22 protein-coding genes are annotated in these 25052 nt (G+C 66.2%); 13 read left to right on the top strand and 9 right to left on the bottom strand.

All coding sequences use genetic code 11. The features are described from left to right. The first annotated feature begins 32 nt into the window (after positions 1–32). From cydD to HG262_RS14100, 3 genes are read left to right on the top strand one after another with little or no spacing between them, the layout of a single operon-like run. On the top strand, positions 33–1709 hold the full coding sequence (cydD, locus tag HG262_RS14110; RefSeq protein ID WP_248293358.1) for a thiol reductant ABC exporter subunit CydD: 1677 nt from the start codon (positions 33–35) through the stop codon (positions 1707–1709). Next, positions 1706–3400, top strand: a complete 1695-nt coding sequence (cydC, locus tag HG262_RS14105; RefSeq protein WP_169271618.1) for a thiol reductant ABC exporter subunit CydC — start codon at positions 1706–1708, stop codon at positions 3398–3400. The genes cydD and cydC overlap by 4 nt, the downstream gene beginning before the upstream one ends. Positions 3401–3454: 54 nt before the next feature. Continuing rightward, positions 3455–4006 (top strand): adenine phosphoribosyltransferase, encoded by a 552-nt coding sequence (locus HG262_RS14100; RefSeq protein ID WP_088588704.1) that lies wholly within the window; start codon positions 3455–3457, stop codon positions 4004–4006. A gap of 36 nt (positions 4007–4042) precedes the next feature. Here the strand turns inward: HG262_RS14100 and HG262_RS14095 are convergent, their stop codons facing one another. Then, positions 4043–4933, bottom strand: coding sequence for a LysR family transcriptional regulator (locus HG262_RS14095; RefSeq protein WP_006224713.1), 891 nt, complete (start codon positions 4931–4933; stop codon positions 4043–4045). A 383-nt stretch (positions 4934–5316) separates the two neighbouring features. Between HG262_RS14095 and HG262_RS14090 the strand changes: the two genes are divergently transcribed. Beyond that, positions 5317–5700, top strand: coding sequence for a DUF4148 domain-containing protein (locus HG262_RS14090; protein ID WP_169271617.1), 384 nt, complete (start codon positions 5317–5319; stop codon positions 5698–5700). 444 nt (positions 5701–6144) lie between these two features. Continuing rightward, a complete protein-coding gene (locus tag HG262_RS14085; protein ID WP_169271616.1) occupies positions 6145–7257 on the top strand; it encodes a porin in 1113 nt (370 codons plus the stop codon). A 178-nt stretch (positions 7258–7435) separates the two neighbouring features. Here the strand turns inward: HG262_RS14085 and ilvA are convergent, their stop codons facing one another. After that, entirely contained in the window at positions 7436–8944 is a 1509-nt protein-coding gene (gene ilvA / locus HG262_RS14080) for a threonine ammonia-lyase, biosynthetic (protein WP_169271615.1), read from the bottom strand. Positions 8945–9102: 158 nt separating this feature from the next. On the opposite strand from ilvA, the gene HG262_RS14075 reads away from it, so the two are divergent. The 4 genes from HG262_RS14075 to HG262_RS14060 all read left to right on the top strand — a co-directional run bounded on the left by HG262_RS14075 (position 9103) and on the right by HG262_RS14060 (position 14788). Beyond that, positions 9103–9639 carry a YqaA family protein gene (locus HG262_RS14075; RefSeq protein ID WP_169271614.1) on the top strand — a complete coding sequence of 179 codons (537 nt, stop codon included), beginning with the start codon at positions 9103–9105 and terminating at the stop codon, positions 9637–9639. Positions 9640–9770: 131 nt separating this feature from the next. Then, entirely contained in the window at positions 9771–13730 is a 3960-nt protein-coding gene (locus HG262_RS14070) for an FAD/FMN-binding oxidoreductase (RefSeq protein WP_169271613.1), read from the top strand. 194 nt (positions 13731–13924) lie between these two features. Further along, the gene (locus HG262_RS14065) at positions 13925–14368 is read left to right on the top strand and encodes an Hsp20/alpha crystallin family protein (RefSeq protein WP_169271612.1); all 444 of its coding nucleotides are present in this window, start codon (positions 13925–13927) and stop codon (positions 14366–14368) included. Between the two features lie 30 nt (positions 14369–14398). Beyond that, the gene (locus HG262_RS14060) at positions 14399–14788 is read left to right on the top strand and encodes an Hsp20/alpha crystallin family protein (RefSeq protein ID WP_169271611.1); all 390 of its coding nucleotides are present in this window, start codon (positions 14399–14401) and stop codon (positions 14786–14788) included. Positions 14789–14879: 91 nt separating this feature from the next. Here HG262_RS14060 and HG262_RS14055 read toward each other — a convergent pair whose 3' ends face one another. Continuing rightward, entirely contained in the window at positions 14880–15848 is a 969-nt protein-coding gene (locus HG262_RS14055) for a tripartite tricarboxylate transporter substrate binding protein (RefSeq protein WP_169271610.1), read from the bottom strand. A gap of 165 nt (positions 15849–16013) precedes the next feature. Then, positions 16014–16733, bottom strand: a complete 720-nt coding sequence (locus HG262_RS14050) for a YggS family pyridoxal phosphate-dependent enzyme (RefSeq protein ID WP_169271609.1) — start codon at positions 16731–16733, stop codon at positions 16014–16016. Between the two features lie 199 nt (positions 16734–16932). On the opposite strand from HG262_RS14050, the gene HG262_RS14045 reads away from it, so the two are divergent. Continuing rightward, complete coding sequence (locus HG262_RS14045) at positions 16933–18174, top strand: PLP-dependent aminotransferase family protein (RefSeq protein WP_169271608.1); 1242 nt, start codon at positions 16933–16935, stop codon at positions 18172–18174. A 212-nt stretch (positions 18175–18386) separates the two neighbouring features. After that, positions 18387–19403, top strand: a complete 1017-nt coding sequence (locus HG262_RS14040; protein WP_169271607.1) for an amino acid ABC transporter substrate-binding protein — start codon at positions 18387–18389, stop codon at positions 19401–19403. A gap of 56 nt (positions 19404–19459) precedes the next feature. Here HG262_RS14040 and HG262_RS14035 read toward each other — a convergent pair whose 3' ends face one another. The 3 genes from HG262_RS14035 to dprA all read right to left on the bottom strand — a co-directional run bounded on the left by HG262_RS14035 (position 19460) and on the right by dprA (position 22062). Further along, positions 19460–19933, bottom strand: coding sequence for a hypothetical protein (locus tag HG262_RS14035; RefSeq protein WP_169271606.1), 474 nt, complete (start codon positions 19931–19933; stop codon positions 19460–19462). Then, positions 19930–20838 carry a hydroxymethylglutaryl-CoA lyase gene (locus tag HG262_RS14030; protein ID WP_169271605.1) on the bottom strand — a complete coding sequence of 303 codons (909 nt, stop codon included), beginning with the start codon at positions 20836–20838 and terminating at the stop codon, positions 19930–19932. The genes HG262_RS14035 and HG262_RS14030 overlap by 4 nt, the downstream gene beginning before the upstream one ends. Positions 20839–20949: 111 nt before the next feature. After that, positions 20950–22062: a DNA-processing protein DprA gene (gene dprA / locus HG262_RS14025; protein WP_169271604.1), complete on the bottom strand. Its 1113-nt coding sequence runs from the start codon at positions 22060–22062 to the stop codon at positions 20950–20952. 224 nt (positions 22063–22286) lie between these two features. Between dprA and def the strand changes: the two genes are divergently transcribed. Next, a complete protein-coding gene (gene def / locus HG262_RS14020) occupies positions 22287–22799 on the top strand; it encodes a peptide deformylase (RefSeq protein ID WP_169271603.1) in 513 nt (170 codons plus the stop codon). A gap of 128 nt (positions 22800–22927) precedes the next feature. Continuing rightward, positions 22928–23869 carry a methionyl-tRNA formyltransferase gene (gene fmt / locus HG262_RS14015; protein WP_169271602.1) on the top strand — a complete coding sequence of 314 codons (942 nt, stop codon included), beginning with the start codon at positions 22928–22930 and terminating at the stop codon, positions 23867–23869. A 4-nt stretch (positions 23870–23873) separates the two neighbouring features. On the opposite strand, the gene HG262_RS14010 is transcribed toward fmt, so the two are convergent. Beyond that, positions 23874–24392 carry a class IV adenylate cyclase gene (locus tag HG262_RS14010; RefSeq protein ID WP_169271601.1) on the bottom strand — a complete coding sequence of 173 codons (519 nt, stop codon included), beginning with the start codon at positions 24390–24392 and terminating at the stop codon, positions 23874–23876. Between the two features lie 21 nt (positions 24393–24413). Beyond that, on the bottom strand, positions 24414–25040 hold the full coding sequence (locus tag HG262_RS14005) for a pyridoxamine 5'-phosphate oxidase family protein (protein WP_169271600.1): 627 nt from the start codon (positions 25038–25040) through the stop codon (positions 24414–24416). Between the last annotated feature and the right edge of the window lie 12 nt (positions 25041–25052).

Raw genomic sequence — 25052 nt, 5'->3', positions numbered from 1 at the left:
AGAAACCGCCGCGCGAACAGTCGCGGTGGTTGATGGCGCTTGCCAAGGCGGCGCGGGTTCCGCTGATTTTCGCGGGGGCTGCTCCGCTGGCCAGCGGCGCTTTGCTGGTCGTGCAGGCCTGGCTGCTGGCGAGCGTGCTGGACGCGGCCATCGTCCGCCAGGCGCCGCGCCAGGAATTGCTGGCTGGCATCCTGGGCATCGCCGGCTTGATGCTGCTGCGCGCGTGCATCACCTGGGCGGGCGAACGCGCTGGGGCGGACGCCGCCGAACGCATCAAGCGCCATGTACGCCAGTCGCTGTTCGCCCGCTTGGTCGCGAAGGGCCCGTACTGGAGCCGCGGCAAGGCATCGGGTGAATTGGCCAGCGCGGTCGTGGACCAGGTCGAGGCCCTGGACGGCTTCTTTTCCAAGTACCTGCCTGCGATGGCCGCCGCCGCGATGCTGCCGGTGGCGTTTTCGGTGCTGCTGTTGCCGGTGGACGTGATCGCGGGCCTGGTGCTGCTGATCACCGCGCCGCTGATCCCGTTGTTCATGGCCCTGGTGGGGTGGGGCGCGCAAGGCGCCAGCCGCCGCCACCTGCGCGCCTTCGCCCGCTTGTCCGGTTTCTTCGCCGACCGGTTGCGCGGCCTGTCGACGCTGAAACTTTATGGCCGCGCCGAAGCCGAGGCGGCTTCCGTCGTGGCTGCCAGCGATGCGTTGCGCCAGCGCACGATGTCGGTGCTGCGAATCGCTTTCCTGTCGTCCGCCGTACTGGAGTTTTTCGCCGCGCTGGGCGTGGCGGGCGTGGCCGTTTACATCGGCCTGACCTATCTTGGATTTCTGGATGTGCGGTGGTCGCCCTTGACCTTGCAGGCGGGGCTGTTCTGCCTGCTGATGGCGCCGGAAGTCTATGCACCGTTGCGTCAGTTCGCCGCGCACTATCACGACCGCGCCACGGCGTTGGCTGCCGTGACGCAAATCGCCGTGCTGTTCGATGGGTTGCCGCAAGACGACGCTGCCGAGCCGACGTCGGCCGGGCGCGGAACCGTCGTGCCGCGGGCGTCGGAAGCCGGCGCGCCAGTCGAGGTGACGGGCTTGTGCGTGACGGCGCCGGGGCGGGGTCAGCGGGTGCTGGTCGACGCCGCGTTGCGGCTGGCGCCGGGCGAACACGTGGCGTTGATGGGCCCCAGCGGCATCGGCAAGTCGACGCTTATCGAGGCCGTTGCCCGGTTGAGGCCATTCGACGGCGACGTGCGCGTGGACGGCGTGCCGCTGGACGATTGGGACGAAGCCGCTTTGCGCCAGCGCGTGGGGCTGATCGGGCAGAAGCCGCAATTGCTGGCCGGGTCGATCGCCGACAACATCCGGCTGGGCCGGCCGGGGGCGTCCGACGCCGACCTGCGGGAAGCCGCCCGGCGCGCCTGTGTGCTTGAGTTTTCGGACGCGCTGCCGCAGGGCCTGGACACGCTGCTGGGCAGCCGGGGCCATGGCCTGTCGGGGGGGCAGGCACAACGCGTGGCGTTGGCGCGCCTGTTCCTGCGCGATCCCGGGCTGATCCTGCTGGACGAGCCCACCGCGCACCTGGACGAGGCGACCCAGGCGCGGGTGTTGGATGAAATCCTGGCATTCTCCACGGGCCGCACCTTGCTGCTGGCGACGCATTCGCCGACGGTTGCTGCCCGGTTTGGCCGCGTGTTGCGGGTGGTGCGCGGGAAATTGGAAGACGCATGAAGAACCTGTTGTTGCTGGCGCCCCTGTACGTACGCCGTAAAAGCGGGCTTTTACTCGCATTATTCTGTGCGTTGGCGACGGTCGCGGCAGGCGTCGGATTGCTTGGCGTGTCCGGCTGGTTCCTGACGGGCGCGGCGTTGGCGGGGGCGGGCGGAGTGTTCAACCTGTTCGCGCCGTCCGCCCTGGTGCGCGGCCTGTCTTTTCTGCGCATTGTGTCGCGCTATGCGGACCGCGTCGTGGGCCATTCGGCCACGTTGCGCCTGTTGGCGGATCTGCGCGCCACGGTGTTCGGGGCGCTGATCCGGTTGACGCCGCGCCAGTTGGCGAAGTACCGCAGCGGCGATCTGGTGGCGCGCATGACGGGCGACGTCGACGCGCTGGATACCGTCTTCCTGTTCGTGCTGGCGCCTTTGGCAACCGCCATTCTGGGCGGCGCCGTACTGACGGCGGTGCTGGGCATGTGGGTGCCTGCCGCCGCGCTGGCGTTTGCGCTGGCGTTGCTGACCGCCTGTGTCCTGGTGCCGGCGTGGCTGCTGCGCGCGGCGCGCAAGCCGGGCGCGGCCGCTCAGGAAAGCGCGGCAGGGCTGCGTGCGGCCACGCTGGATGCGGTGGACGGGCACGCGGATATGGTGGCGTTGCATGCCCAGGCGCCGACCGCCGCGCATTTCGAACGGCTGTGCGACGCCAGCGCGCGGGCGCGCCGCAGCCAGGCCCGGGTGGCAGCGCGCGGGCAGTGGTGTCTGCAAGTCGCGGCCGGCCTCTCGGTGTTGGCGTTGCTGTGGTTTGGGTTGGGGACGCATGAGGCGGGGCGGATTGAAGGTCCGGTGCTGGTCGGGCTGCTGCTGGCCGTGATCGGCATTTTCGAAGTGGCGGGTCCCATCATGCGCGGCGCTTCCCGCATGGGGTCGGCCATGTCGGCGGCCGCGCGGATCCGGGACGTGACGCAAGCGCAGCCCGACATGCAGGACGCGCCGGCCCCACGCGCCTTGCCGCCCGCGGGCGCGCTGGAGCTGGACGGCGTGGTGTTCCGCTATCCGTCCCGCGGGGAGGGCGCTTGCCCGGCGGTGCTGGACGGCGTGGACTTGCGGATCGAGCCGGGCGAGCGTGTCGCCATCGTGGGGGCGAGCGGGCAGGGCAAATCCACGCTGCTGCATCTGATCCTGCGCCTGGAAGATCCGGAATCGGGGCGCGTGCGCTTTGGCGGCTGCGACGCGCGCGATTGCACGCAGGCGGATTGGCATCGTCGCATCGCCTTGCTGTCCCAGGATGCGCCCGTCTTCCTGGGCACGTTGCGCACGAACCTGCTGATCGGGGACCCCGGCGCGGATGACGCCGCGCTATGGGGCGCGCTGGACGCGGCGAGGTTGGGCGATTTCGTGCGTGGCCTGCCCGACGGGTTGGATACCTGGGCGGGAGAGACGGGCTCGCAGCTGTCGGCGGGCCAGGCGCGCCGCCTGTGCCTGGCGCGGGCGCTGCTGTCGCCGGCGGCGGTCATCGTGCTGGATGAACCGACCGCCGGCCTGGACGCCGCGGCGCAAACCGACTTCTTCAATGACCTGGAACGGGCGGTGCGGGGACGCACCGTGGTGCTGGCCACGCACGCGGCGCTGCCCCCCGGCGCGGTCGACCGCTGCTACGAATTGCGCGATGCGCGCTTACATGACTTGTCACTGGCGGCAATCCTGGCTTAAGCGCAGTGGCAGGGTTATAGTTCGCCTTGCTTCAATTCTTCAGGGCCGCCTTCCATGCAGACCGACAACGCCGAGTACATCCGGCGCACCATCCGCAGTGTTCCGGACTGGCCCCAACCGGGTGTCGTGTTCCGCGACATCACGCCGGTTCTGCAAGACCCGCGCGCGTTCCGGGTGCTGATCGATCTGTTCGTCTACCGTTATATGCGCCAGCGCCTGGATCTGGTGGCGGGCGTGGACGCGCGCGGCTTCATTGTGGGCAGCGTGCTGGCCTATGAGCTGAATCTGGGTTTCGTGCCGGTGCGCAAGAAGGGCAAGCTGCCCTACCGCACCGTGGCCGAGGAATACTCGCTTGAATACGGCAATGCCGCGGTCGAGATGCATACGGATTCCGTGCGCACCGGCCAACGCGTGCTGCTGGTCGACGACCTGATCGCCACGGGCGGCACCATGCTGGCCGCCATCAAGCTGCTTCAGCGGCTGGGGGCAAACGTGGTCGAAGCGGCCGCCATCATCGATCTGCCCGATCTGGGCGGTTCGGCCAAGGTGGCCGCCACCGGCACGCCGCTCTATACGGTCTGTCAGTACGGCGACGCCACGCCGTAACCGTAACGGGGCCGCGGCCAAGCCGCCGCGCCCGGATCAGGAATCCGATAGCCGGGGCTGGATGAAATCCAGGAATGCCTTGGTCTTGGCGGGCAGCATGCGAGAAGGCAACAGTGCGAACAGCGGCAGGGGCGTCAGGCTCCAGTCGGGAAGCACCCGCACCAATCCCGCTTGCTTGATGGCGCGTTCCATCGCATCGAACACCAACAGAGGCGTAATGCCCAGGCCCTGGCCGGCCAGGCGCCCCAGCATGCCCACATTGTTCGCCGACAAGCGGCCGGACACCTGCACGCGTTCCACCTTATCACCCGAATGCAGCATCCAGAAGGATGACTCTTCGCGCATGGTCGGCCGCAGGCATTCGTGGTGCGTCAGGTCGGCGGGCACGCGCGGCTCGCCGTGGCGGGCCAGATAGTCGGGCGAGGCGTAAAGCTGGTGGGCCATCAGCACGATCTTGCGCGAGATCAGGCTGGAATCGGGCTGTTGCCCGAAGCGCAGGATCAGGTCGAACGGATTGCTGATGGGATCGATCGGGCGCATGCTCAAATCGAAATCGCATTCGATGTCGGGATGCTGCTCGCGGAATTCGCTGATGACGGCGGGCAGGAACAACTGAGCCAGGCTCGTGGGCAGCGAAATGCGCAGGCGGCCCTTGGGCTGCACCGCCATGTCGAGCAGCTGGTCGTGCGCAATGCGCGCTTCTTCCACGATATGCCGGCAGCGTTCAAAGTAGATGGCGCCCGCTTCGGTCAGGTCGATCTTGCGCGTGCTGCGGTTCAACAGGCGCATGCCCACGCTGCGTTCCAGTTCGCTGACCCGTCGAGAGAGCGTGGAGGTTGGAATATTCAAGGCTTCCGCCGCGTGGCTGAAGTTCTTGCGCTTGGCGACTTCGACGAAAAGCGCGATGTCGTTAAGCTGGATATCCATAAGGCCCTCTACACTCAAAATTCCATTTCTGGCAGGTTTGTATGATAAATGGAATTATTGTCCCGCCAGCAGAAATGTCTATTTATCCACACGGAACATCCTGTTCCCCGGGCGGCGGGCACGTATCCCGTTACCCAGCTTGCTTGGGGCTGAACGCCCGCAAGGCTTGTCGTGCCTGGGTCTACAGGGGAACTGCGCAAGAATCGCGCACATTGCACCGGATACATCGTGCAATTGTCCCACCCGTGAAAATATGTTCACCAAAATAAGGGTTTTTACTAGGCGCCAATCACCAGATACTTCGTTCCATCAATCAAACGGTCACATCGCACCTGCCAGCCTGGCAGAAGACGCTGTGCAAGGTTTAGGATGGAGTCATCACAATGAAAGCACTAGCAACCGCACTTATGGTCACCGCAACCCTGGTAGGCATGTCCGCCGCCCACGCCGATGGCAAGACGCGTGAACAGGTCCAACAAGAACTGCAGGCCGCCAAGGCCGCCGGCCAGGTCACGTTCGGCGAACTGGACTACCCGCCCGCCGCCGCAACGCAAACCAGCATGACGCGCGACCAGGTCCAGCAAGAATTGCAAAGCGCCAAGGCCGCCGGGCAGGTCACGACCGCCGAACTGGATTACCCGCCCCGCGCCGCCGTGTCGCAATCCGGCGGCAAGACGCGCGAACAAGTCCGCCAGGAATTGGCCGAAGCCAAGGCCCGCGGCGAATACACCTTCGGTGAACTGGACTACCCGCCCAAGGGCAAGTAAGCCTGGCGCCCGACGCCTGCCCCCGATGGTCACGAGAAACCCCTTGAGACGCCGAGGGGTTTTTTATTGTCCGCCGGGGGCGGGGGCGACGAAACAGTGTGGCGTTTTTGCCGCAAAACTGTCCGCCCGCGCGAACAAGTGTTGTCGTTGAATCCGGCGCGCCGAACGGCTCGGACGCCGGGCGTTCCCGATTTGCGAGCAATGATTCATATTTATTTTCAAGGCGTTAACGCAGGTTTCCGATCCCGGCGAGGTATCAGCTTGCCGTCATTATCCCAACCATGGAAAGTAGTTCGTCGAAATCCGTGTTACTTCGGGTTGCCGCAAGCCGGACACTAGATTCAGTGCAGACGCCGCCTGCTTGTTCGCAGCGGCACGCAAAGGCCCCGTCGTTCGGATGGCGCGTTTGCGGATGCCTTTCATCTCGCCATTTTGGGGACTTATATGAAGAAGACGCTATTGGCCGTCGCGTTGTTGGCAGGCTTTGCCGGCGCCGCGCAAGCCGCAGACTCCGTGACGCTGTACGGCTTGATCGACGCCGGTATCGGCTACGAGCAAGTGAAGTTCAATGGGGTGTCGCAAAGCCGTTTCGGTGGCGTGCAGGGCGTGAGCAGCGGTTCGCGCTTCGGCCTGCGCGGCACGGAAGACCTGGGTGACGGCCTGCGCGCCGTGTTCACGTTGGAAGGCGGCTTCGGCCCCATGAACGGTAAATCGCTGCAGAACGGCCGCCTGTTCGGCCGCCAGGCCACCGTGGGCCTGGACAGCGACTCGTGGGGCCGTCTTGAATTCGGCCGCCAGACGAACCTGGCGTCGAAGTACTTCGGTTCGATCGACCCGTTCTCGATCAGCTACAACACCGCCAACATGGGCACCACGTTCGGCAGCGCCAACACGATGCGCCTGGACAACATGGTCCTGTACCAGACCCCGAGCCTGAGCGGTTTCAAGGTGGGCGTGGGCTATTCGTTCAGCGCCGACGACAGCGTCAGCGACACGACCCAGACCGGCTTCGCCACGGGCGACAACAACCGCGTGCTGACTGCCGGCGTGCAGTACGTCAACGGCCCGCTGAACCTGGCGCTTGCCTACGACCGTTTCGATCCGACGAACAAGCGCGTCGGCGGCCAAGACTCGGCCCGCATCCAGGAATACATCATCGGCGGTTCGTACGACTTTGAAGTCGTGAAGCTGGCTGCCGCGTTCGGCCAGACCCGCGACGGCTGGTTCGTCGGCCAGAACATGGGCACCACGCCCGATGGCATGAACAACCTGGGCTCGTTCAAGCTGGCTGACGGCTTCCGCGCCAACTCGTACCTGATCGGCGCCACCGTGCCGTTGGGCCGTCACGCCGTGTTCGGTTCGTGGCAGCGCGCAACCCCGGGCAACGACAAGCTGACGGGCGACGACGCCACGTTCAACGTGTACAGCCTGGGCTACACCTACGACTTCACCAAGCGCACCAACCTGTACGCGTACGCCTCCTACGGCGACAACTACGCATTCCAGCACGATGCGCGCGACACCGCGGTCGCAATGGGTATTCGTCACCGGTTCTAAGCGGCAAAGCGCCCGGCCGGACCTTGCTGAATGCGCGGCTTATCTCCGTAAGCCGCCGAGTGACAGCGAACCCCCCCCTACTTGGGTCCGGCCGGGCGTGTTTGACGGTCAGAAGGGAAGGGCCTCCGCCAGGAGGCCCTCTCGCATTGGGGCGGCCGTGCGGCGCCTGGCGCCGCCGCTACAGGAACAGCTTGTAGGCCGGGTTGTCGGTCTCGTTCCAATGCGGGTAGCCGAGTTCGGCCACGAACGTGCGGAATTGCTTCTTGTCCGCCGCCGGCACCTGGATGCCGATCAGGATGCGGCCGTAGTCGGCGCCCTGGTTGCGGTAATGGAACAGGCTGATGTTCCAGTCCGGATTCATTGCGTTCAAGAAACGCATCAGCGCGCCCGGGCGCTCCGGGAATTCAAAGCGGTACAGCAATTCGTCGCGCGCAAGCGAAGAGCGCCCGCCCACCATGTGGCGCAGGTGGGTCTTGGCCATTTCGTCGTGCGTCAGGTCCAGCGTGTCGAAACCGTGGCGGCGGAAGTTCGCGGCGATCTTGTCCGGTTCGGCGGCGGACGACACCTGGATGCCGACAAAGACATGGGCGCGGTCCGCATCCGAGATGCGGTAGTTGAATTCCGTGACGCTGCGTTCGCCCACCAGTTCACAGAAGCGGCGGAAGCTGCCGCGCTGCTCAGGCATGGTCACGGCGAAGACGGCTTCGCGCATTTCACCCACTTCGGCGCGTTCGGCCACGAAGCGCAGGCGGTCGAAGTTCATGTTCGCGCCGCAGGCGATGGCCACCAGCGTCTTGCCTTTCAGGTGGTGTTCGGCTGCGTACTGCTTGGCGCCGGCCACCGCCATGGCGCCTGCGGGCTCCAGCACGCTGCGCGTGTCCTGGAACACGTCCTTGATGGCGGCGCAGATCGAATCGGTGTCGACCACCACGAAGTCGTCGACGTATTTGCGGGTCAGCTTGAAGGTTTCGGCGCCCACCATCTTGACGGCGGTGCCGTCCGAGAACAGGCCCACGTCGCTCAGTTGCACGCGGCGGCCGGCGCGCACGCTGCGCAGCATGGCGTCGGAGTCTTCGGTCTGCACGCCGATGATCTTGATCTCGGGCCGCAGCTGCTTGATATAGGCGGCCACGCCGGAAATCAGCCCGCCGCCGCCGATGGCGACGAAGATGGCGTCAATGGGGCCCGGGTGCTGGCGCAGGATCTCCATGCCCACCGTGCCCTGGCCGGCGATCACGTCGGGATCGTCAAAGGGGTGGACGAAGGTCAGCTTTTCTTTCTTTTCCAGGATCTGCGCGTGCGCGTAGGCGTCGGTGAAGCTCTCGCCCGCCAGCACGACTTCGCCGCCCAGCCGGCGCACCGCGTCGATCTTCACCTGCGGGCTGGTCGTGGGCATGACGATGACGGCGCGGCAGCCCAGCCGGCTGGCGGCCAACGCCACGCCCTGGGCGTGATTGCCGGCCGATGCCGCGATGACGCCGCGGTTGCGTACCGCGGGCGCAAGATTGGCCATCTTGTTGTACGCCCCGCGCAGCTTGAAGCTGAAAACCGCCTGGGTGTCCTCGCGCTTGAGCAGGACCGTATTCGAGATCCGCGCGGATAGCTGGGGCGCTATTTCCAGCGGCGATTCAACCGCGACGTCGTAAACCTTCGAGGTCAGGATGCGTTTCAGGTAATCAGTGGACATGGACTGCTGCAGGGACAAGAGTGGGGACGTGGGCACGATTATTGCAGGGAAAGCCGTAGCGCCTGAAAGGTTTATGCCCGTGATGACGCTACGTGGACGGGAACGGCCGAATCGATGCCCGATCGTCATTCACCTGCGCACGGCTACACTCGCTCATCATGGAAGAAAGCCTCTTATCCGCTGTTCACTGGCTCCTTGGGGTGCTGGCGCTGCCCTCGGTGGGCCTGTCGGCCATTTTCACGGTGTCGCTCGTATCCGCCACGTTGCTGCCGCTGGGCTCCGAGCCGGCGGTGTTTGGCTATATCAAGCTGTCGCCCGACATGTTCTGGCCGGCCATCCTGGTGGCCACCGCCGGCAATACCGTAGGCGGCGCAATCAGCTATTGGATGGGGTGGGGCGCCGAACGCGCGATGCAGCGCTGGAAGGAAAAGCACCCCCACCCGCACCCCGACGCGACCGAAAGCGGCCGCATGCGCGGGCGCTGGAACGAGCGGGCGCACGACTGGATCCACCGCATGGGCCCCCCGGCCCTGCTGCTGTCGTGGCTGCCGGCGGTGGGCGACCCGCTGTGCGCGGTGGCGGGATGGCTGCGACTGTCCTTTTGGCCCTGCGTGCTCTATATGGCCATCGGCAAATTCTTGCGTTATCTGGTGATGACGTCCGGCTTGCTGTGGTTCTTCCCCGGGCAGGTCTGATACTGACTTTCAGCTTAAATAGGGACGGATTTCCACCATTTCCCACCGCTTTTGGCCGGCTTCTTAGGGGTATTTGAGGTCAAGTCCGCCCAATGGCATAAAATAATTTTTTATGGGCCCCTCTTGCCGCCATGAACGCCCCACTCGCTAGCCACATCTTGAACGGGGCGATGCCGCCCGCAGCACCCGCGCGATTGCGCGAAATTCCCTACAACTACACGTCGTTCTCCGACCGCGAGATTGTCGGCCGGCTGCTGGGCGAAGACGCCTGGAGCCTGCTCGGCGACCTGCGCGGCGAACGCCGTACCGGCCGCTCCGCGCGCATGCTGTACGAAGTGCTGGGCGACATCTGGGTCGTGCGCCGCAATCCGTACCTGCAAGACGACCTGCTGGACAATCCCAAGCGCCGCAAGCAGCTCATTGACGCCTTGCACCACCGCCTGGGCGAGATCGACCGCCGCCGCGAACCGGGCACGCCCACCGAGGAAGGTCACGATCCGCACCGCGACGAAAAGGTCGTCGGTCTGCTGGCCCGGGCCCGTTCCGCTATCGCCGCGTTCGAAGGCGAGTTCGACCAGACCACCATGATGCGCAAGCAGGCGCAGAAGGTGCTGGGCCGTATCACGGCGCGCGACAACATCAAGTTCGACGGCCTGTCGCGTGTATCTCACGTGACGGACGCCACCGACTGGCGCGTGGAATACCCGTTCGTGGTGCTGACGCCGGACTCCGAAGACGAGATCGCCGCGCTGGTCACCGCCTGTATCGAGCTGGGCCTGACCATCGTCCCGCGCGGGGGCGGCACCGGCTATACGGGCGGCGCCATCCCGTTGACGTGGAAGTCGGCCGTCATCAACACCGAAAAATTCGACAAGCTGGGCAAGGTCGAGTCCTGTATTTTGCCCGGGCTCACCGAGCCCGTGGCTGTCATCCATGCCGGCGCCGGCGTGGTGACCAAGCGGGTGTCGGAAGCGGCCGAGGCCGCCGGCTTCGTGTTCGCCGTGGACCCGACGTCCGCCGAAGCGTCCTGTGTCGGCGGCAACATCGCCATGAACGCGGGCGGCAAGAAGGCCGTGCTGTGGGGCACCGCGCTGGACAACCTGGCCTGGTGGCGCATGGTCGATCCGGACGGCAACTGGCTGGAAGTCAGCCGCCTGGACCACAACATGGGCAAGATCCATGACGTGGAGCTGGCCCGTTTTGAACTCAAGTGGTTCGACGGCAAAGGCAAGCCCGGCGAACGCCTGCTCAAGACCGAAACGCTGGAAATCAAAGGCCGCGTGTTCCGCAAGGAAGGGCTGGGCAAGGACGTCACGGACAAGTTCCTGGCCGGCCTGCCGGGCATCCAGAAGGAAGGCTGCGACGGCTTGATCACCTCCGCGCGCTGGGTGCTGCACCGCATGCCGCGCCACACGCGCACGGTTTGCATGGAGTTCTTCGGGCAGGCGCGCGACGCCATCCCGTCGATCGTCGAGGTCAAGGGCTACCTGGACGGCGAAGGCAAAGCGCGTGGCGCCATCCTGGCCGGGCTGGAGCATCTGGACGAACGCTATCTGCGCGCGGTGGGTTACGCCACCAAGAGCAAGCGCGGCGTGCTGCCCAAGATGGTCCTGATCGGCGACATCGTCGGCGACGACGACGACGCGGTGGCGGCTGCCGCCAGCGAAGTCGTCCGCTTGGCCAACACGCGCCACGGCGAGGGCTTCGTGGCCGTCAGCGCCGAGGCGCGCAAAAAGTTCTGGCTGGACCGCTCGCGCACCGCCGCGATCGCGCGTCACACCAACGCCTTCAAGATCAACGAAGACGTCGTGATCCCGCTGCCCCGCATGGGCGAATACACGGATCACATCGAACGCATCAATATCGAGCTGTCCACCAGCAACAAGCTCAAGCTGCTGGGCGCGCTGGACGCCTATCTGTGCACGCCGCTGCCCGTGGGCAAGGCGGACGACGCGGACATCGACGGCACCCGCGCCGAGGTCCTGGCCGAGCGCACGCGCCAGGCGCTGGAGCTGCTGGGCGCCACGCGCCAGCGGTGGCAGTGGTTGCTGGACAATCTGGACCTGCCGCTTGCGCAGGCCCTGCCGGCACTGCACGGGCTGGGCCTGGGCGATGTGCATGCCGCGCTGACCGAGCGCCTGGCCGCGCAACCGGACGCCCGCGTCTTCGACATCGTGCAGGACCGCACGATCCGCGTGTCCTGGAAGGTCGAAGTGCTGCCCGGCCTGCAACGCGCGTTTTCGGGCGCCGCCTACAAGAAGATCGTCGATGAGCTGGTCGCCATCCACGGCCGCGTGCTCAAGAGCCGCGTGTTCGTGGCGCTGCACATGCACGCCGGCGACGGCAACGTACACACCAATATCCCGGTCAACTCGGACGACTACGAGATGCTGCGCGAGGCCCATCAGGCCGTCGACCGCATCATGCAGATCGCCCGCGACCTGGACGGCGTGATCTCCGGCGAACACGGCATCGGTTTGACCAAGTACGAATTCCTGACCGAAGCCGAACTGGCGCCGTTCCAGGACTACAAGCGCCGCGTGGACCCCAACGGCCACTTCAACGCCGGCAAGCTGATGCCGGGCGCCGACCTGCGCCACGCCTGGACGCCCAGCTTCAACCTGATGGGCCACGAGTCGCTGATCATGCAGCAAAGCGACATCGGCGCCATTTCGGAATCCATCAAGGACTGTCTGCGCTGCGGCAAGTGCAAGCCGGTGTGCGCTACCCACGTGCCGCGCGCGAACCTGCTGTATTCGCCGCGCAACAAGATCCTGGCCACGTCGCTGTTGGTGGAAGCCTTCCTGTACGAAGAGCAGACCCGCCGTGGCGTCAGCCTGAAGCACTGGGAAGAATTCGAAGACGTGGCGGACCACTGCACCGTCTGCCACAAGTGCTACAACCCCTGTCCGGTGGACATCGATTTCGGCGACGTGTCGATGAACATGCGCGCCGTGTTGCGCCGCATGGGCCGCAAGTCGTTCAACCCGGGCACGGCCAGCGCCATGTTCTTCTTGAACGCCAAGGATCCGGCCACCATCAACGCCACGCGCAAGGCGATGGTGGGCGTGGGCTACAAGGTTCAGCGCGCCGCGCATGACCTGTTTTCCGGCCTGGTGAAGAAGCAGACGGCCAAGCCGCCGGCCACCGTCGGCAAGCCGCCGCTGCGCGAGCAGATCGTGCACTTCGTGAACAAGAAGATGCCGGGCGGGCTGCCCAAGCAGGCCGCCCGCAAGCTGCTGGACATCGAAGACGCGAACTACGTGCCGATCATCCGCGATCCCAAGGGCACGACCGCCGATACGGAAGCGGTGTTCTACTTCCCGGGTTGCGGCTCCGAGCGCCTGTTCTCGCAAGTCGGCCTGGCCACGCAAGCCATGCTGTGGCATGCGGGCGTGCAGACCGTGCTGCCGCCGGGCTACCTGTGCTGCGGCTATCCCCAGCGCGGCAATGGCATGACGGACAAGGCGGAACAGATCATCACCGACAACCGGGTGCTGTTCCACCGGGTCGCCAATACGCTGAACTACCTGGACATCAAGACGGTGGTGGTCAGCTGCGGCACCTGCTATGACCAGCTGTCGGGCTATGAATTCGACAAGATCTTCCCGGGCTGCCGCCTGATCGACATCCACGAGTACCTGCTTGAAAAGGGCATCAAGCTGGAAGGGGCCAAGGGCGTGCGCTACATGTACCACGACCCCTGCCACACGCCGATGAAGCTGCAGGAGCCCATGAAGACCGTGCGCGCCCTGGTGGGCGATGACGCCATCAAGAGCGACCGCTGCTGCGGCGAGTCGGGCACCTTGGCGGTCAGCCGGCCGGACATCTCCACGCAGGTGCGTTTCCGCAAGCAGGAAGAGCTGCTCAAGGGCGACGCCGCGCTGCGCAGCGACGGCTTTGCCGGCGACGTGAAGGTGCTGACCTCCTGCCCGTCGTGCCTGCAGGGCCTGTCGCGCTACGAAGGCGACACCGGCATGGACGCGGACTACATCGTGGTCGAGATGGCGCGCCACATCCTGGGCGAAGGCTGGATGGAAGACTACGTGAAGCGCGCGAACGCGGGCGGCATCGAGCGCGTTCTGGTATAGGCATCACGCCGCTTTTCCACCCCCTGCGCCATGCTGTGGCGCAGGGCGGACCTTCCCCTTTTTTCCCTATTTCGCCGACTCTTGAAGTCGGCGAAATTGCTCCCATCATTGGTCCTGAGGCGATCAGACCTGCGGTCGCACTAGCCGCGATTGCGTCGTGTCCTGATCTGTCCCTTTTCACTCGGGAGACCAACATGAGCAACTTTCCATTCAGCGATAGCGGCTTCGCGTCGGCCTTCGACGCCATTCAGGAACATATGGGTCGCGTCTTGCGCAGCGCTGGCGTGCCGGCGGCCTTGCGCGCCACCCCGCAGGCCTTGTTCCCGCCGGTCAACGTCGGGGTGTCTGGCGACTCGGTCGAAGTGGTCGCCTTTGTGCCGGGCATGCAGCCTGACGACCTGAATGTCACGATTGAAAAGCGCGTGCTGACCATCAGCGGCGAACGTACCCCGCCGGAATTGCCGGAGAACGCCCGCTATTACGCGCGCGAACGGGCATACGGCCGGTACACGCGGGTGATCGAGCTGCCTGCCGACGTGGATCCAGACCAAGTGCAGGCGCGCTACACGGACGGTTGCCTGGCCATCTCGATCAAGCGCAAGGAGTCGTCCAAGCCGCGCGTCGTGCCCGTGCAGTAAGTTCCGCCAACCGCATAAGGAGTACCGATCATGAATGAACGCAAAGATCTCACCGTGACCGCGGACGAATCGGCCAAGCGCGAAGGCAGGGCGGTCACCGTGCCCGCCGTCGACGTCTATGAAGACCCGCAAGCGATCACGCTGGTCGCGGACCTGCCTGGCGTGTCCAAAGAACGGCTGCACATCAACGTGGAGTCTGACGTGTTGGTGATCGAAGGCGAGGCATCTGTCGCTACGCCGGGCGATCTGCAACTGGTCTTGGGCGAACTGCGTGCGCCGGTGTTCCGGCGCGCGTTCCGGCTTGGCCAGGAGTTCGACCGGGCGCAGATCAACGCCAGTCTGAAGCAGGGCGTCCTTACGCTTCGCATTCCGCGTGCGCGTGAGGCGCAGGCCCGGCGCATCCCCGTGACGGCGGACTGACGCCGACGTCACGCCAGCAGGCACAAAAAAAGCCGCGGCCCCCAAAAGGGGCTGCGGCTTTTTTCCATCGGCCGGACAGGCGGCGGGCCGATCACTCCAGCTTGATGTTCGCCTTCTTGATGACGTCGGCCCAGGTGCTGCGTTCCTGTTCAGCGTACGCCTTGAAGTCCTGTGCGGACATCGGCATCGGAATCACGCCCATGTCCAGCATCTTCTGCGACACGGCCGGGGTCTTGAGCGTGGCGTCCAGGTCGGCCGACAGCTTCTTGACCACGGCTTCCGGCAAGCCGGCGGGGCCGACCAGGCCTTGCCACGCATAGGCCGTGAAGTTGGCCACGCCTTGCTCGGCCATCGTCGGTGCGTCGGGCAGCACGGACACGCGTTCCGGCGTGGCGGCGGCCAGCACGCGCAGCTTGCCGGCCTTCACGTTGGGCAGGCCCGAGGCCAGGTCGATGAACATCACGTCCACCTGTCCGCCCAGCAGGTCCTGGATGGCGGGGGCGGCGCCCTTGTACGGCACGTGCAGCAGGTTGGCGCCCGTGCGCTGCTTGAAGAGCTCCAGCGCCAGGTGGTGCGGTGAGCCCGCGCCGGCGGAAGCCGCCGTCAGCTTGCCCGGTTCCTTCTTGGCGGCGGCCAGCACGTCGTCGACGGTCTTGTACGGCGAATTGACGTTCACGGCCAGCAGCAGCGGGAACTTGGCGATGCCGCCGATGTAGGTGAACTTGGCCGGGTCGTAGGACAACTTGGCATACAGCGACGAGTTGAACGCCAGGGTGCCGGAGTCGGCCGTGCCGATCAGGTAGCCGGTGGGTTCGGCCTGCGCGATGGCGGTGGCGCCGATGATGGTGGCGGCGCCGGGGCGGTTTTCAACGACGATGGTCTGGCCCAGGGGCTTTTCCAGGCCGCTGGCGACGGTGCGGGCCACCACGTCGGTGCCGCCGCCTGCCGGGTAGGGCACGATCCAGCGGATCGGCTGCGTGGGCCAGGATTGGGCGGAAGCGGTGGCGGCGGCCAGCGACAGGGCGGCCAGCGCCAATAGGCGCCGTGCGGGGTTCTGCATGGGGTGTCTCCTCGTGCGGGGTCTGTATCGAGCGCGACGCCAGCGGCGATCGAGTGTTGCGCCGTCCGTCTGTGTCGCTATTTTTGCGACGCTATTATGCCTCGCGCGCCCGCCCGAAGGGGGCGTCATACCCCCCCGGTTTTCCCGCACTGCACCCCGCTGCGGCTACTGTGGATCGGGGTAGGTGCGGGCGCCGAAGATCGCCGTGCCGATGCGCACTTCGGTCGATCCTTCCTCGATCGCCAGCTCGAAGTCGCCGCTCATGCCCATCGACAGCCGGTCCAGCGAGACCCCGGCGATGTTCTCGGCCTGCAAGCGGTCGCGCAGTTCGCGCAGCGCGCGGAAGCAGGCGCGGACTTCCTCGGGATCCGGGGAATTGACGGCCAGCGTCATCAAGCCCTTCACCCGCAGGGTGGGGAATTCCGCGGCGATGCGGTAGAGGAACGCCGCCACGTCTTCGGGCGGCATGCCGAATTTGCTGGGCTCGGCCGAGGTCTTTACCTGCACCAGCACGTCCAGCGTGCGGCCTTCAGCCAGCAGCCGGCGGTGCAGGGTTTCGGCCAGGTCGGGGCGGTCCAGCGACTGGACTTCCGTCGCGTCGCGGGCGGCGTCCTTAGACTTATTGGTCTGCAGGTGCCCGATCAGCACCCATTGCAGACCCTGGCCCGCCAGCGCGGCGGCCTTTTGGCGGATCTCCTGCGTCTTGTTTTCGCCGAACCGGTTCAGGCCCAGCGCCATGGCTTCGCGGATCGCGTCCACGTCGAAGGTCTTGCTGACGGGCAGCAGGACGACGCTGCCGGGCGCGCGTCCGGCACGCGCGCACGCGTCGGCGATACGTTGCTGAATCTGGGCAAGGCGCCCGGCCATGGTGTCTTCGACGGTCATGCAGCTCTCTTGCAGGAACAGGATGTCCCATAGTGTAGGACTGCACAGGATCGTTTCGCCACACTGGCCGCTTTCGCCGTTGACCCTGCGTAATCGCCAGGCTTAGAATTTATGGAGATTTGTTTATATTTCAATGTTCTATGCCCTCCCGGCGCCGCCCATCGGGCGACACGGTCTCCCACCTTTCCAGTCCCCCGCCATGTCCAGCGCTGCGCCAGAATACGCCTTTGCCACGCCTTTCCTGAATCCCCCCGCCTCCCCCATCCGATCGCTCATGCCCTATGCCATGCGTCCGGGCACGATTTCGCTGGCGGGCGGCTACCCCGCGCAGGAGCTTTTCGATGTGGATGGCCTGTCGATCGCGTCGACGCAGGTGCTGGCCCGCCTGGGCGCCTGCCTGCAATATTCCAACATCGATGGCCAGGCCAGCCTGCGCCACGAATTGGCGCGCCTGTCCGCGGCGCGCGGCCTGCAGTGCAACGCCGACACGGAGCTGATGGTGACGGGCGGATCGCAGCAGGCGCTGGCGCTGCTGACCCGCGTGATGCTGCAACCCGGTGACCATGCCATCATCGAATCCCCCGCGTTCCCGAATTCCGTCCAGGCGCTTCGCTATACGGGCGCTACGGTGCATACCGTGCCCTCCGGCCCCGACGGCATCGACGTGGACGCGCTGGATGAACTGGCCGGCCGGATCAAGCCCAAGATGGTCTGCGTGGTCGCGTCGTTCTCGAACCCTTGCGGCGCCACGTTGACGCGTCAGCGCCGCTTGCGCTTGCTGGAGCTGGCGGTCAAACACCGCTTTCTGATCGTTGAAGACGATCCCTACAGCGAGCTGCGCTTTGCCGGCGAAGCGGTGCCGCCCATCGCAGCCCTGGCCGAAGGCGAAGCCCGCCATTGGGCCGTGTACCTGGCCAGCATGTCCAAGACCATGGCGCCTGCGTTGCGCATCGGCTGGCTGGTCGCGCCGCCCGAGATCCGCCGCCGCTGCGTCGGCGCCAAGGCGGCCGACGACATGGCCTCGTCCGCATGGATCCAGGAAACGGTGGCGCAATACCTGGCCAACGGCCGCTATGAAGAGCACGTGCCGCGCATCCGCGCCGCCTACGGCCTGCGCTGCGACGCGATGGCGGAATCCCTGGCCCGCGAACTCAATGGCCGCATCCGCTTCAGCAAGCCCGAAGGCGGCATGTTCTTCTGGGCCCGCCTGACGGGTGACGTGGACGCGACGCGCCTGTTGCCCTACGCCATCGAGCACGAAGTGGTCTACGTGCCGGGCAAGGCTTTCTACGCCAATGCCGACCAGGCCGATCTCTTCGCCATGCGCATGTCGTTCGCCACCATGAACGAAAGCCAGATCGCCGAGGGTATGGTCCGGCTGGGCCGCGCGCTAGAGGCCTGCGAAGCCAACGAGCCCGTTTCGATTTCGCTGGCGGCTTGAACGCTGCGTGATTGCGCGTTGACTGCGGTTTGATCCGCGCCAAGGCGGCCCGCAGAAGCGGTGGTTACTCTGGAACCCGGTCCACCTGCGCCTGCATCCGGCCGGGGGCGGGCATACCTAAATAAGCGCTTGTTATTTGGCACGGGCGCTTCAGGTCTATAAGCTTCTCGCCTCGGCGCGTTCCCGCGCCCGGCATAACAGGAATCCAGGTCATGAACATTGCAAAAGGGTTGGCGGGCGCGGCGCTCTTGATGGCGGCGGCGCAAGGCGCGCAGGCGGCAACACTTGACGTCGTGCGGCAGCGCGGCGCGGTGGCTTGCGGCACGACCACGGGCTTCGCGGGCTTTTCGGCGCCCGATGCGCAAGGCAAATGGCAGGGGCTGGACGTGGACCTGTGCCGTGCGATCGCCGCGGCGGTTTTCGGCGACGCCGACAAGATCAAGGTGGTGCCGTTGAATTCGCAGCAGCGCTTCACTGCGCTGCAATCCGGCGAGGTCGACGTGCTGACGCGCAACACCACCGTGACGCAGCAGCGCGATACCGCGCTGGGCATCATCCACGCCGGCATCAACTTCTACGACGGCCAGGGCTTCCTGGTGCCCAAGTCGCTGGGCGTGAAGAGCGCCAAAGAGATCAACGGCGCCACGATTTGCCTGCAGACCGGCACCTCCAACGAGAACACGCTGGCCGACTGGGCGCGCGCTAACAACGTGACCTACAAGCCGGTGGTGATCGAGACGTTCAATGAAGTGGTCAACGCGTTCGCCGCGGGCCGTTGCGACGTTTTTTCCACGGACGCTTCGGGCCTGGCCTCGATTCGGATCTCGAAGCTGCAGAACCCGGACGACTACGTCGTGCTGCCCGAGATCATCTCGAAAGAGCCGCTGGGGCCTTTCGTGCGCCAGGGCGACGATGCCTGGCTGAACATCGTGCGCTGGTCCCTGTCGGCGATGATCGAAGCGGAAGAATACGGCGTGACGTCCAAGAACGTGGACGAGCAGGCCAAGAGCGCCAATCCCAACATCAAGCGCATCCTGGGCGTCACGCCCGGCGGCGGCGCCAACCTGGGGCTGGACGAGAAATGGGCCTACAACATCGTCAAGCAGGTGGGCAACTACGGCGAAAGCTTCGAGCGCAACGTGGGCCAGGGCAGCCCGCTGAAGATCAAGCGCGGCCTGAACGCGCAGTGGACGCAGGGCGGTTTGATGTACGCATTGCCGATTCGCTGATCGCGCATCGCCCCCGATGAAAAGCGCTCCGCTTCACTGGCGGGGCGTTTTTTTTGCTAACCGTGCCGATACACGTGCGCGATCTTCACGAAGGCGCTGCGCAGTTCGCGCGTGCCTCCCTGGAAGATCACCGGCCGTCCGCGGTGGGTGAACACCACCAGCCGTTTCGAGAACAGCATGGGCACGAAGCGCGCGTAGCGCACGTCTTCCCAGGCGACTTCGCGGCGCGTGAACCAGGTCTGGCGCAGGCCGCGTTCATCGATGGTGGTGATCGACGTCTGCATGTGCCAGGACACGAACAGCAAGCCTACGAAGCACAGCACCACCACGACCGCCAGCACGGTATCGAACGGCTGCGCGGGCGCGCGGATGGCGGTCGTCACCACCTGCACGCCCAGCACGGCCAGGATCACCCAGGCCAGGATGCGCACCCAGTCGGGCCATGCCTGGCCCGACAGCGGCAGCGGCCCGATTTCGCGCAGCAGCGCCGCGCGGTCTTCCACGGCCGGGGTGGTGTCAGGCGTGGTCATGCGGCCCGTTTGGCAGCGATCGCGTTGCCGGCCCGGCTGGAACCCTTGCGGTTCAGGTGGGCCGACATCCACTGGCCGATATCGACCACGGCGTCGAAGTCCACGCCGGTGTCGATGTCCAGGCCCCGCAGCATGTAGAGCACATCTTCGGTCGCGACGTTGCCGGTGGCGCCCTTGGCGTAAGGGCAGCCGCCCAGGCCGGCGACCGACGTGTGGAAGATGGAGATGCCGGTTTCCAGCGCCGCCAGGATGTTGGCCAGCGCCTGGCCGTAGGTGTCGTGGAAGTGGCCGGACACGCGGGCCGGGTCGACCACGCGCGTGACCGCCGCCATCACGTCGCGCACGCGCTGCGGCGTGCCCACGCCGATGGTGTCGGCGACGTCGATCTCGTCGACCTGCATCGCCAGGTAACGCTGCGCCACGTCGACCACGGCTTCGACGGGGACCTCGCCCTGATAGGGGCAGCCCAGCGCGCAACTGATGCTGCCGCGCACGCGGATGCCGGCTTCGCGCGCGGCTTGCACGACGGGTTCGAAGCGGGCGATGGATTCGGCGATGGAACAGTTGATGTTCTTTTGGGAGAACGCTTCGCTGGCGGCGCCGAAGATCACGATCTCGTCCGCGCCGGCGGCCAGCGCGCCTTCGAAGCCTTTCATGTTCGGGGTCAGCACGGAGTAGATCGTGCCGGGGCGGCGTTCGATGCGCGCCATCACGTCGGCCCCGTCGGCCATCTGCGGCACCCATTTGGGCGAAACGAACGAGGCGGCTTCCACATTGGGGAAGCCCGCCGCGGCCAGGCGGTTGACCAGTTCCACCTTGACGTCGGTGGGCACGAATTCCTTTTCATTCTGCAGACCGTCGCGAGGCGACACCTCGACGATCTTCACGCGGGAGGGCAAAGCCATGTCTCTTCCTGGTTCGGTATTGGGTGACGCGGCGCGCAAGGCGGCGGCGCTTGCGTCAATAGTAGCGCCATCGCGTGGCACTCCGCTTACGCCCCGGCAGGGAATGCGACCCTACTTCAGGCGCTGGTAGCGGCCGTCATCCAGGCGGGCGATACGGCCCTGCAATTCCAGTTCGACCAGTTGCGCCTGCAGGTCGCCGGTGTCCAGTGTCAGACGCGCTTGCAGGGTGTCCAGGTGCAGCGGATCGAAGCCCAGCGCATCCAGCACGGGGTGGTCGGGCAGCGGAGCTTCGGGCCGGGGCGCGCCACGGACGGCCGGGGTCGGACCGGCACCCAGTTCGTCGGTGATGTCGGCTGCCGTTTCCACCAGTTTGGCGCCTTGGCGGATCAGCGCATGGCAGCCGCGCGACAACGGCGAGTGGATCGAGCCGGGGATGGCGAAGACCTCACGGCCACTTTCACCGGCCAGCCTCGCCGTGATGAGCGAACCGCTTTGCTTGGCCGCTTCTACCACCAGCACGCCGCGCGCCAGCCCGGCCACGATGCGGTTGCGCTTGGGGAAGTGCGGGGGCAGGGCGCCCGTGCCCAGCGGAAATTCGGAGACCAGCGCGCCATGCGCGGCGATGCGGTGCGCCAGGTCGCGGTGGCGGGCGGGATAGATTCGATCGATGCCGGTGCCCATGACCGCCACCGTGCCCGCGCCTTCCGGGCCGGCGTCAAGCGCGCCTTCATGCGCCGCCGCGTCGATGCCCAGCGCCAGTCCGCTAATGACGCGCCAGCCGTGCGCGGCCAGATGGCAGGCGAAGGCGCGGGCGTTGTCCTGGCCGCCGGGCGTGGCGTTGCGCGCCCCCACGACGGCCAGCGACGGGCCTTGCAGATAGGCCGGGTCGCCCGCCACGTACAGCAGGATGGGCGGGTCGGCGATAGTCAGCAGGCTTTGCGGATAGGTCGGGTCGGCCAGCGTCAGGATGTGCCGGCCGGGGGCGTCGACCCACTCCAGCGCGCTTTCTACCTGGAGCGCCATGTCTTCTGGCATGGGCGCGGCCAATTGGCGCGCCAGCGCCTCGGGCACATGGCGGATCAGCGCCGTGGCGCGCTGTGCGTAGATCTGCTCGGGCAGGCCCAGCGCGCCCAGCAGGTTGCAGGCGGTGGCGGAACCGATGTTGGGTTCCAGGGACAGCCGCAGCCAGGCGGACAGTTCGGCGGAAGAATGCGTAAGCGGCATGGGACAAGCGCGTAAGGCGTCGAAGGGTGCATGAGTGTCGCACGCGGGGCGGGCGGGGCCGCCCAAGCGGGACGGAAGCGTCACTCCCGCCGCCCCGCGCGGTGCGGGATAAACGGGGACGCAGCAATGCCGGCAATACTCGACTTAGCCGAAAACTATTAGAAATCAAGACTCTAATGAATTAAACTCTTAGGTAAGCATCAATCACTGGCGACACCCCTGCAATGGCTTTACTTCCTATCCTTCGCTATCCGGACCCGCGCTTGCACAAAAAGGCCAAGCCGGTAGCGGAAGTCGACGACCGCATCCGTCAACTGGTGCGCGACATGGCCGAGACCATGTATGACGCGCCGGGCGTCGGCTTGGCCGCGACCCAGGTCGACGTGCATGAGCGCGTCGTCGTGATCGACGTATCCGAGGACAGCAATCAACTGCTGACCTTGATCAACCCCGAGATCACCTGGCGCAGCGACGACTACAAGATCTACGAAGAGGGGTGTCTGTCCGTGCCGGGCGTCTACGACGAGGTCGAACGCGCCTCGCGTATCCGCTGCAAGGCGCTGGACATCGACGGCAAGCCGTTCGAATTCGAAGCCGACGGCCTGCTGGCCGTGTGCGTGCAGCACGAGCTCGATCATCTGGAAGGCAAGGTCTTCGTCGAATACCTGTCCAACCTGAAGCAGAATCGCATCAAGACCAAGCTGAAGAAGGCCGAGCGCGAAGCGCTGCGCGACTGACGGGAAAGCCCTCCCCCTACCCGCTTGAGCGGGCCTTCTACAGGGGGCCGCCGAGGGGGCTCCAGCGGACCGACAAAGCCGGATCCGCGGCGCCCTGGAATCCACTTTCATTCTTTGTTCTTCATCTCATGCGCCTAGTCTTTGCCGGCACGCCGGAGTTCGCCCGTATCGCTTTCGACGCCTTGCGGGCGGCGGGCCACGACATCGCCCTTGTCATGACGCAGCCCGATCGCCCCGCCGGGCGGGGGCTGAAGCTGACGCCCAGCCCGGTCAAGCAAGCCGCGCTGGACGCGGGCATTCCGGTCGCCCAGCCGCGCAGCCTGCGCCTGGACGGCCGGTATCCCGACGAGGCCGCCGAGGCTCGTGCGTTGCTCGAACAGGTGGCGCCCGATGTCATGGTGGTGGCGGCCTACGGCCTGATCCTGCCGCAATGGGTGCTGGACTTGCCGCGCCTGGGTTGCCTGAACATCCACGCCAGCCTGCTGCCGCGCTGGCGCGGCGCGGCGCCGATCCAGCGCGCCATCGAAGCCGGCGATGCGCGGACGGGCGTGACGATCATGCAGATGGATCAGGGCCTGGACACCGGCGACATGCTGCTCGAGCGGGTGGTGCCGATCACGGGCGACACCCATGCGGCGCAATTGCATGACGCGTTGGCGTTGGCGGGTGGCGAGGCCATCGTCGAGGCGCTGGCCGCGTTGGCTCAAGGCGGCCTGACGCCCGTGAAGCAGCCCGAAGCGGGTGTGACCTATGCGGCCAAGCTGGACAAGGCCGAAGCCGCGTTGGATTGCACCCAACCGGCCGAATTGCTGGAACGCCGCGTGCGCGCCTTCAACCCCGTGCCTGGCGCCAGCATCCGGTTGCCAGGCTTGCCCGATCCGGTAAAGGTCTGGCGCGCACAGGCGCTGGCGTCGCCGACGGCGGCGGAACCCGGCAGCGTAGTGCGCGCCGATGCGTCGGGAATCGACATCGCCACGGGCAACGGCGTGCTGCGCTTGCTTGAATTGCAGAAAGCCGGCGGCAAGCGCCAGCCGGTGGATGTGTTCGTGCGCGGCTGGCAGCCGGCCTGAACCCTCAAGGCCGGCGGCTGGCCAGCAAGTCCAGGTAGGCGCCCGGCAGCAACTGCGTGGGCGCCACGCCCAGGCTCTGCATCAAGGTCCGGGCCTCTTCCATGCCGGCTTCAGCGCTTTCACCGTCGCGCAGCACGACTTCCAGTTCCAGAAATTCCCCCAGGCCTTCCACCCGGTCCAGATGGATACGGGTGCGTCCGGCCATGAATACCGTCCGCTGCTTTTTCACGCGGCCGATCGCGCCATAGGCCCGCGTCAGCGCGTCGCGCAAGGTGTCGGGCGAATCGGTCGGCGAGATGACGTAGAAGCTCTCCTTCGGCCCCGAATCGTCGGCGCGCTGATAGAAGATCAGTTCGCCCGTGCCGTCGGCGAACGCACGCAGCTTCAGCCGGCCGTGGGTGCAGGTGAAAAAGGTGTCGTCTTGATCGATGGCGACGGGCTCCTGCCCGGACAGCGCGGCGGCCAGGGGTTCGATGGCGGCCAGGCTGTCGACCTGCGCCTTGATTTCCACGTTGCGGGCCATGCGGGCGTCCTTCGGTCTGGGTCAATACAGGGTGCTGGCCACGCGCCCGGGCAGGTCGCGGTCGTAGGTCGCGCCGTCGAAAGTACCCGCGGTCAGGTCGGACAGGATGCGGCCCACGCTAGGCAGCGCGCTGCGCGGCACCTGTGTCGCGGGGTCCCACAGGCGCGAGCGCAGGAGCGCGCGCGAGCACTGGAAGTACACCGTCTGCACGTCCACGATCATCACGGAGCGCGGCAGCTTGCCGTCCATCTCGAAGCGCGCCAGCAGGGCGGGCTCCACGCTGATGCGCGCCGTGCCGTTCACGCGCAGGGTCTCGCCCACGCCGGGCACCAGGAACAGCAGCGCCACGCGGGGATCGGCCAGGATGTTCAACAGGCTGTCGATGCGGTTGTTGCCGCGGCGGTCGGGCAGCAGCAGCGTCTTTTCGTCTTCGACCACGACGAAGCCCGCGGGGTCGCCGCGCGGCGACGCATCCAGCCGGCCAGGACCCGACGTGGCCAGCACGGCGAACGGCGCGGCTTCGATGAAGGCGCGATAGTGCGGATGCACGTGATCCACTTCCTTCTTCAGCGACGCTTCGCCGGGCGAGCCATACAGCGCCTGCAAGGCGGCGGCGTCGGTGATGAGATGGGCGGGATCGGTATGCATAGCGGGGTCCGG

The organism is Achromobacter sp. Bel (assembly GCF_012928505.1).
In the GTDB taxonomy this organism is placed as follows: Bacteria; Pseudomonadota; Gammaproteobacteria; order Burkholderiales; family Burkholderiaceae_B; genus Achromobacter.
This window is presented reverse-complemented; position numbering and strand designations above follow the sequence as displayed.

Excerpts from the sequence above, each read along its gene's own strand:
- fmt (WP_169271602.1), top strand. The coding sequence starts at position 22,928 with ATGCGCCTAGTCTTTGCCGGCACGCCGGAGTTCGCCCGTATCGCTTTC.
- HG262_RS14045 (WP_169271608.1), top strand. The coding sequence starts at position 16,933 with ATGTCCAGCGCTGCGCCAGAATACGCCTTTGCCACGCCTTTCCTGAAT.
- HG262_RS14005 (WP_169271600.1), bottom strand. The coding sequence starts at position 25,040 with ATGCATACCGATCCCGCCCATCTCATCACCGACGCCGCCGCCTTGCAG.
- HG262_RS14085 (WP_169271616.1), top strand. The coding sequence starts at position 6,145 with ATGAAGAAGACGCTATTGGCCGTCGCGTTGTTGGCAGGCTTTGCCGGC.
- HG262_RS14050 (WP_169271609.1), bottom strand. The coding sequence starts at position 16,733 with ATGACCGTCGAAGACACCATGGCCGGGCGCCTTGCCCAGATTCAGCAA.
- dprA (WP_169271604.1), bottom strand. The coding sequence starts at position 22,062 with ATGCCGCTTACGCATTCTTCCGCCGAACTGTCCGCCTGGCTGCGGCTG.
- cydC (WP_169271618.1), top strand. The coding sequence starts at position 1,706 with ATGAAGAACCTGTTGTTGCTGGCGCCCCTGTACGTACGCCGTAAAAGC.
- HG262_RS14010 (WP_169271601.1), bottom strand. The coding sequence starts at position 24,392 with ATGGCCCGCAACGTGGAAATCAAGGCGCAGGTCGACAGCCTGGCCGCC.
- HG262_RS14060 (WP_169271611.1), top strand. The coding sequence starts at position 14,399 with ATGAATGAACGCAAAGATCTCACCGTGACCGCGGACGAATCGGCCAAG.
- HG262_RS14065 (WP_169271612.1), top strand. The coding sequence starts at position 13,925 with ATGAGCAACTTTCCATTCAGCGATAGCGGCTTCGCGTCGGCCTTCGAC.
- HG262_RS14070 (WP_169271613.1), top strand. The coding sequence starts at position 9,771 with ATGAACGCCCCACTCGCTAGCCACATCTTGAACGGGGCGATGCCGCCC.
- HG262_RS14030 (WP_169271605.1), bottom strand. The coding sequence starts at position 20,838 with ATGGCTTTGCCCTCCCGCGTGAAGATCGTCGAGGTGTCGCCTCGCGAC.
- HG262_RS14095 (WP_006224713.1), bottom strand. The coding sequence starts at position 4,933 with ATGGATATCCAGCTTAACGACATCGCGCTTTTCGTCGAAGTCGCCAAG.
- HG262_RS14075 (WP_169271614.1), top strand. The coding sequence starts at position 9,103 with ATGGAAGAAAGCCTCTTATCCGCTGTTCACTGGCTCCTTGGGGTGCTG.
- HG262_RS14040 (WP_169271607.1), top strand. The coding sequence starts at position 18,387 with ATGAACATTGCAAAAGGGTTGGCGGGCGCGGCGCTCTTGATGGCGGCG.
- HG262_RS14035 (WP_169271606.1), bottom strand. The coding sequence starts at position 19,933 with ATGACCACGCCTGACACCACCCCGGCCGTGGAAGACCGCGCGGCGCTG.
- ilvA (WP_169271615.1), bottom strand. The coding sequence starts at position 8,944 with ATGTCCACTGATTACCTGAAACGCATCCTGACCTCGAAGGTTTACGAC.
- cydD (WP_248293358.1), top strand. The coding sequence starts at position 33 with ATGGCGCTTGCCAAGGCGGCGCGGGTTCCGCTGATTTTCGCGGGGGCT.
- HG262_RS14090 (WP_169271617.1), top strand. The coding sequence starts at position 5,317 with ATGAAAGCACTAGCAACCGCACTTATGGTCACCGCAACCCTGGTAGGC.
- def (WP_169271603.1), top strand. The coding sequence starts at position 22,287 with ATGGCTTTACTTCCTATCCTTCGCTATCCGGACCCGCGCTTGCACAAA.
- HG262_RS14100 (WP_088588704.1), top strand. The coding sequence starts at position 3,455 with ATGCAGACCGACAACGCCGAGTACATCCGGCGCACCATCCGCAGTGTT.
- HG262_RS14055 (WP_169271610.1), bottom strand. The coding sequence starts at position 15,848 with ATGCAGAACCCCGCACGGCGCCTATTGGCGCTGGCCGCCCTGTCGCTG.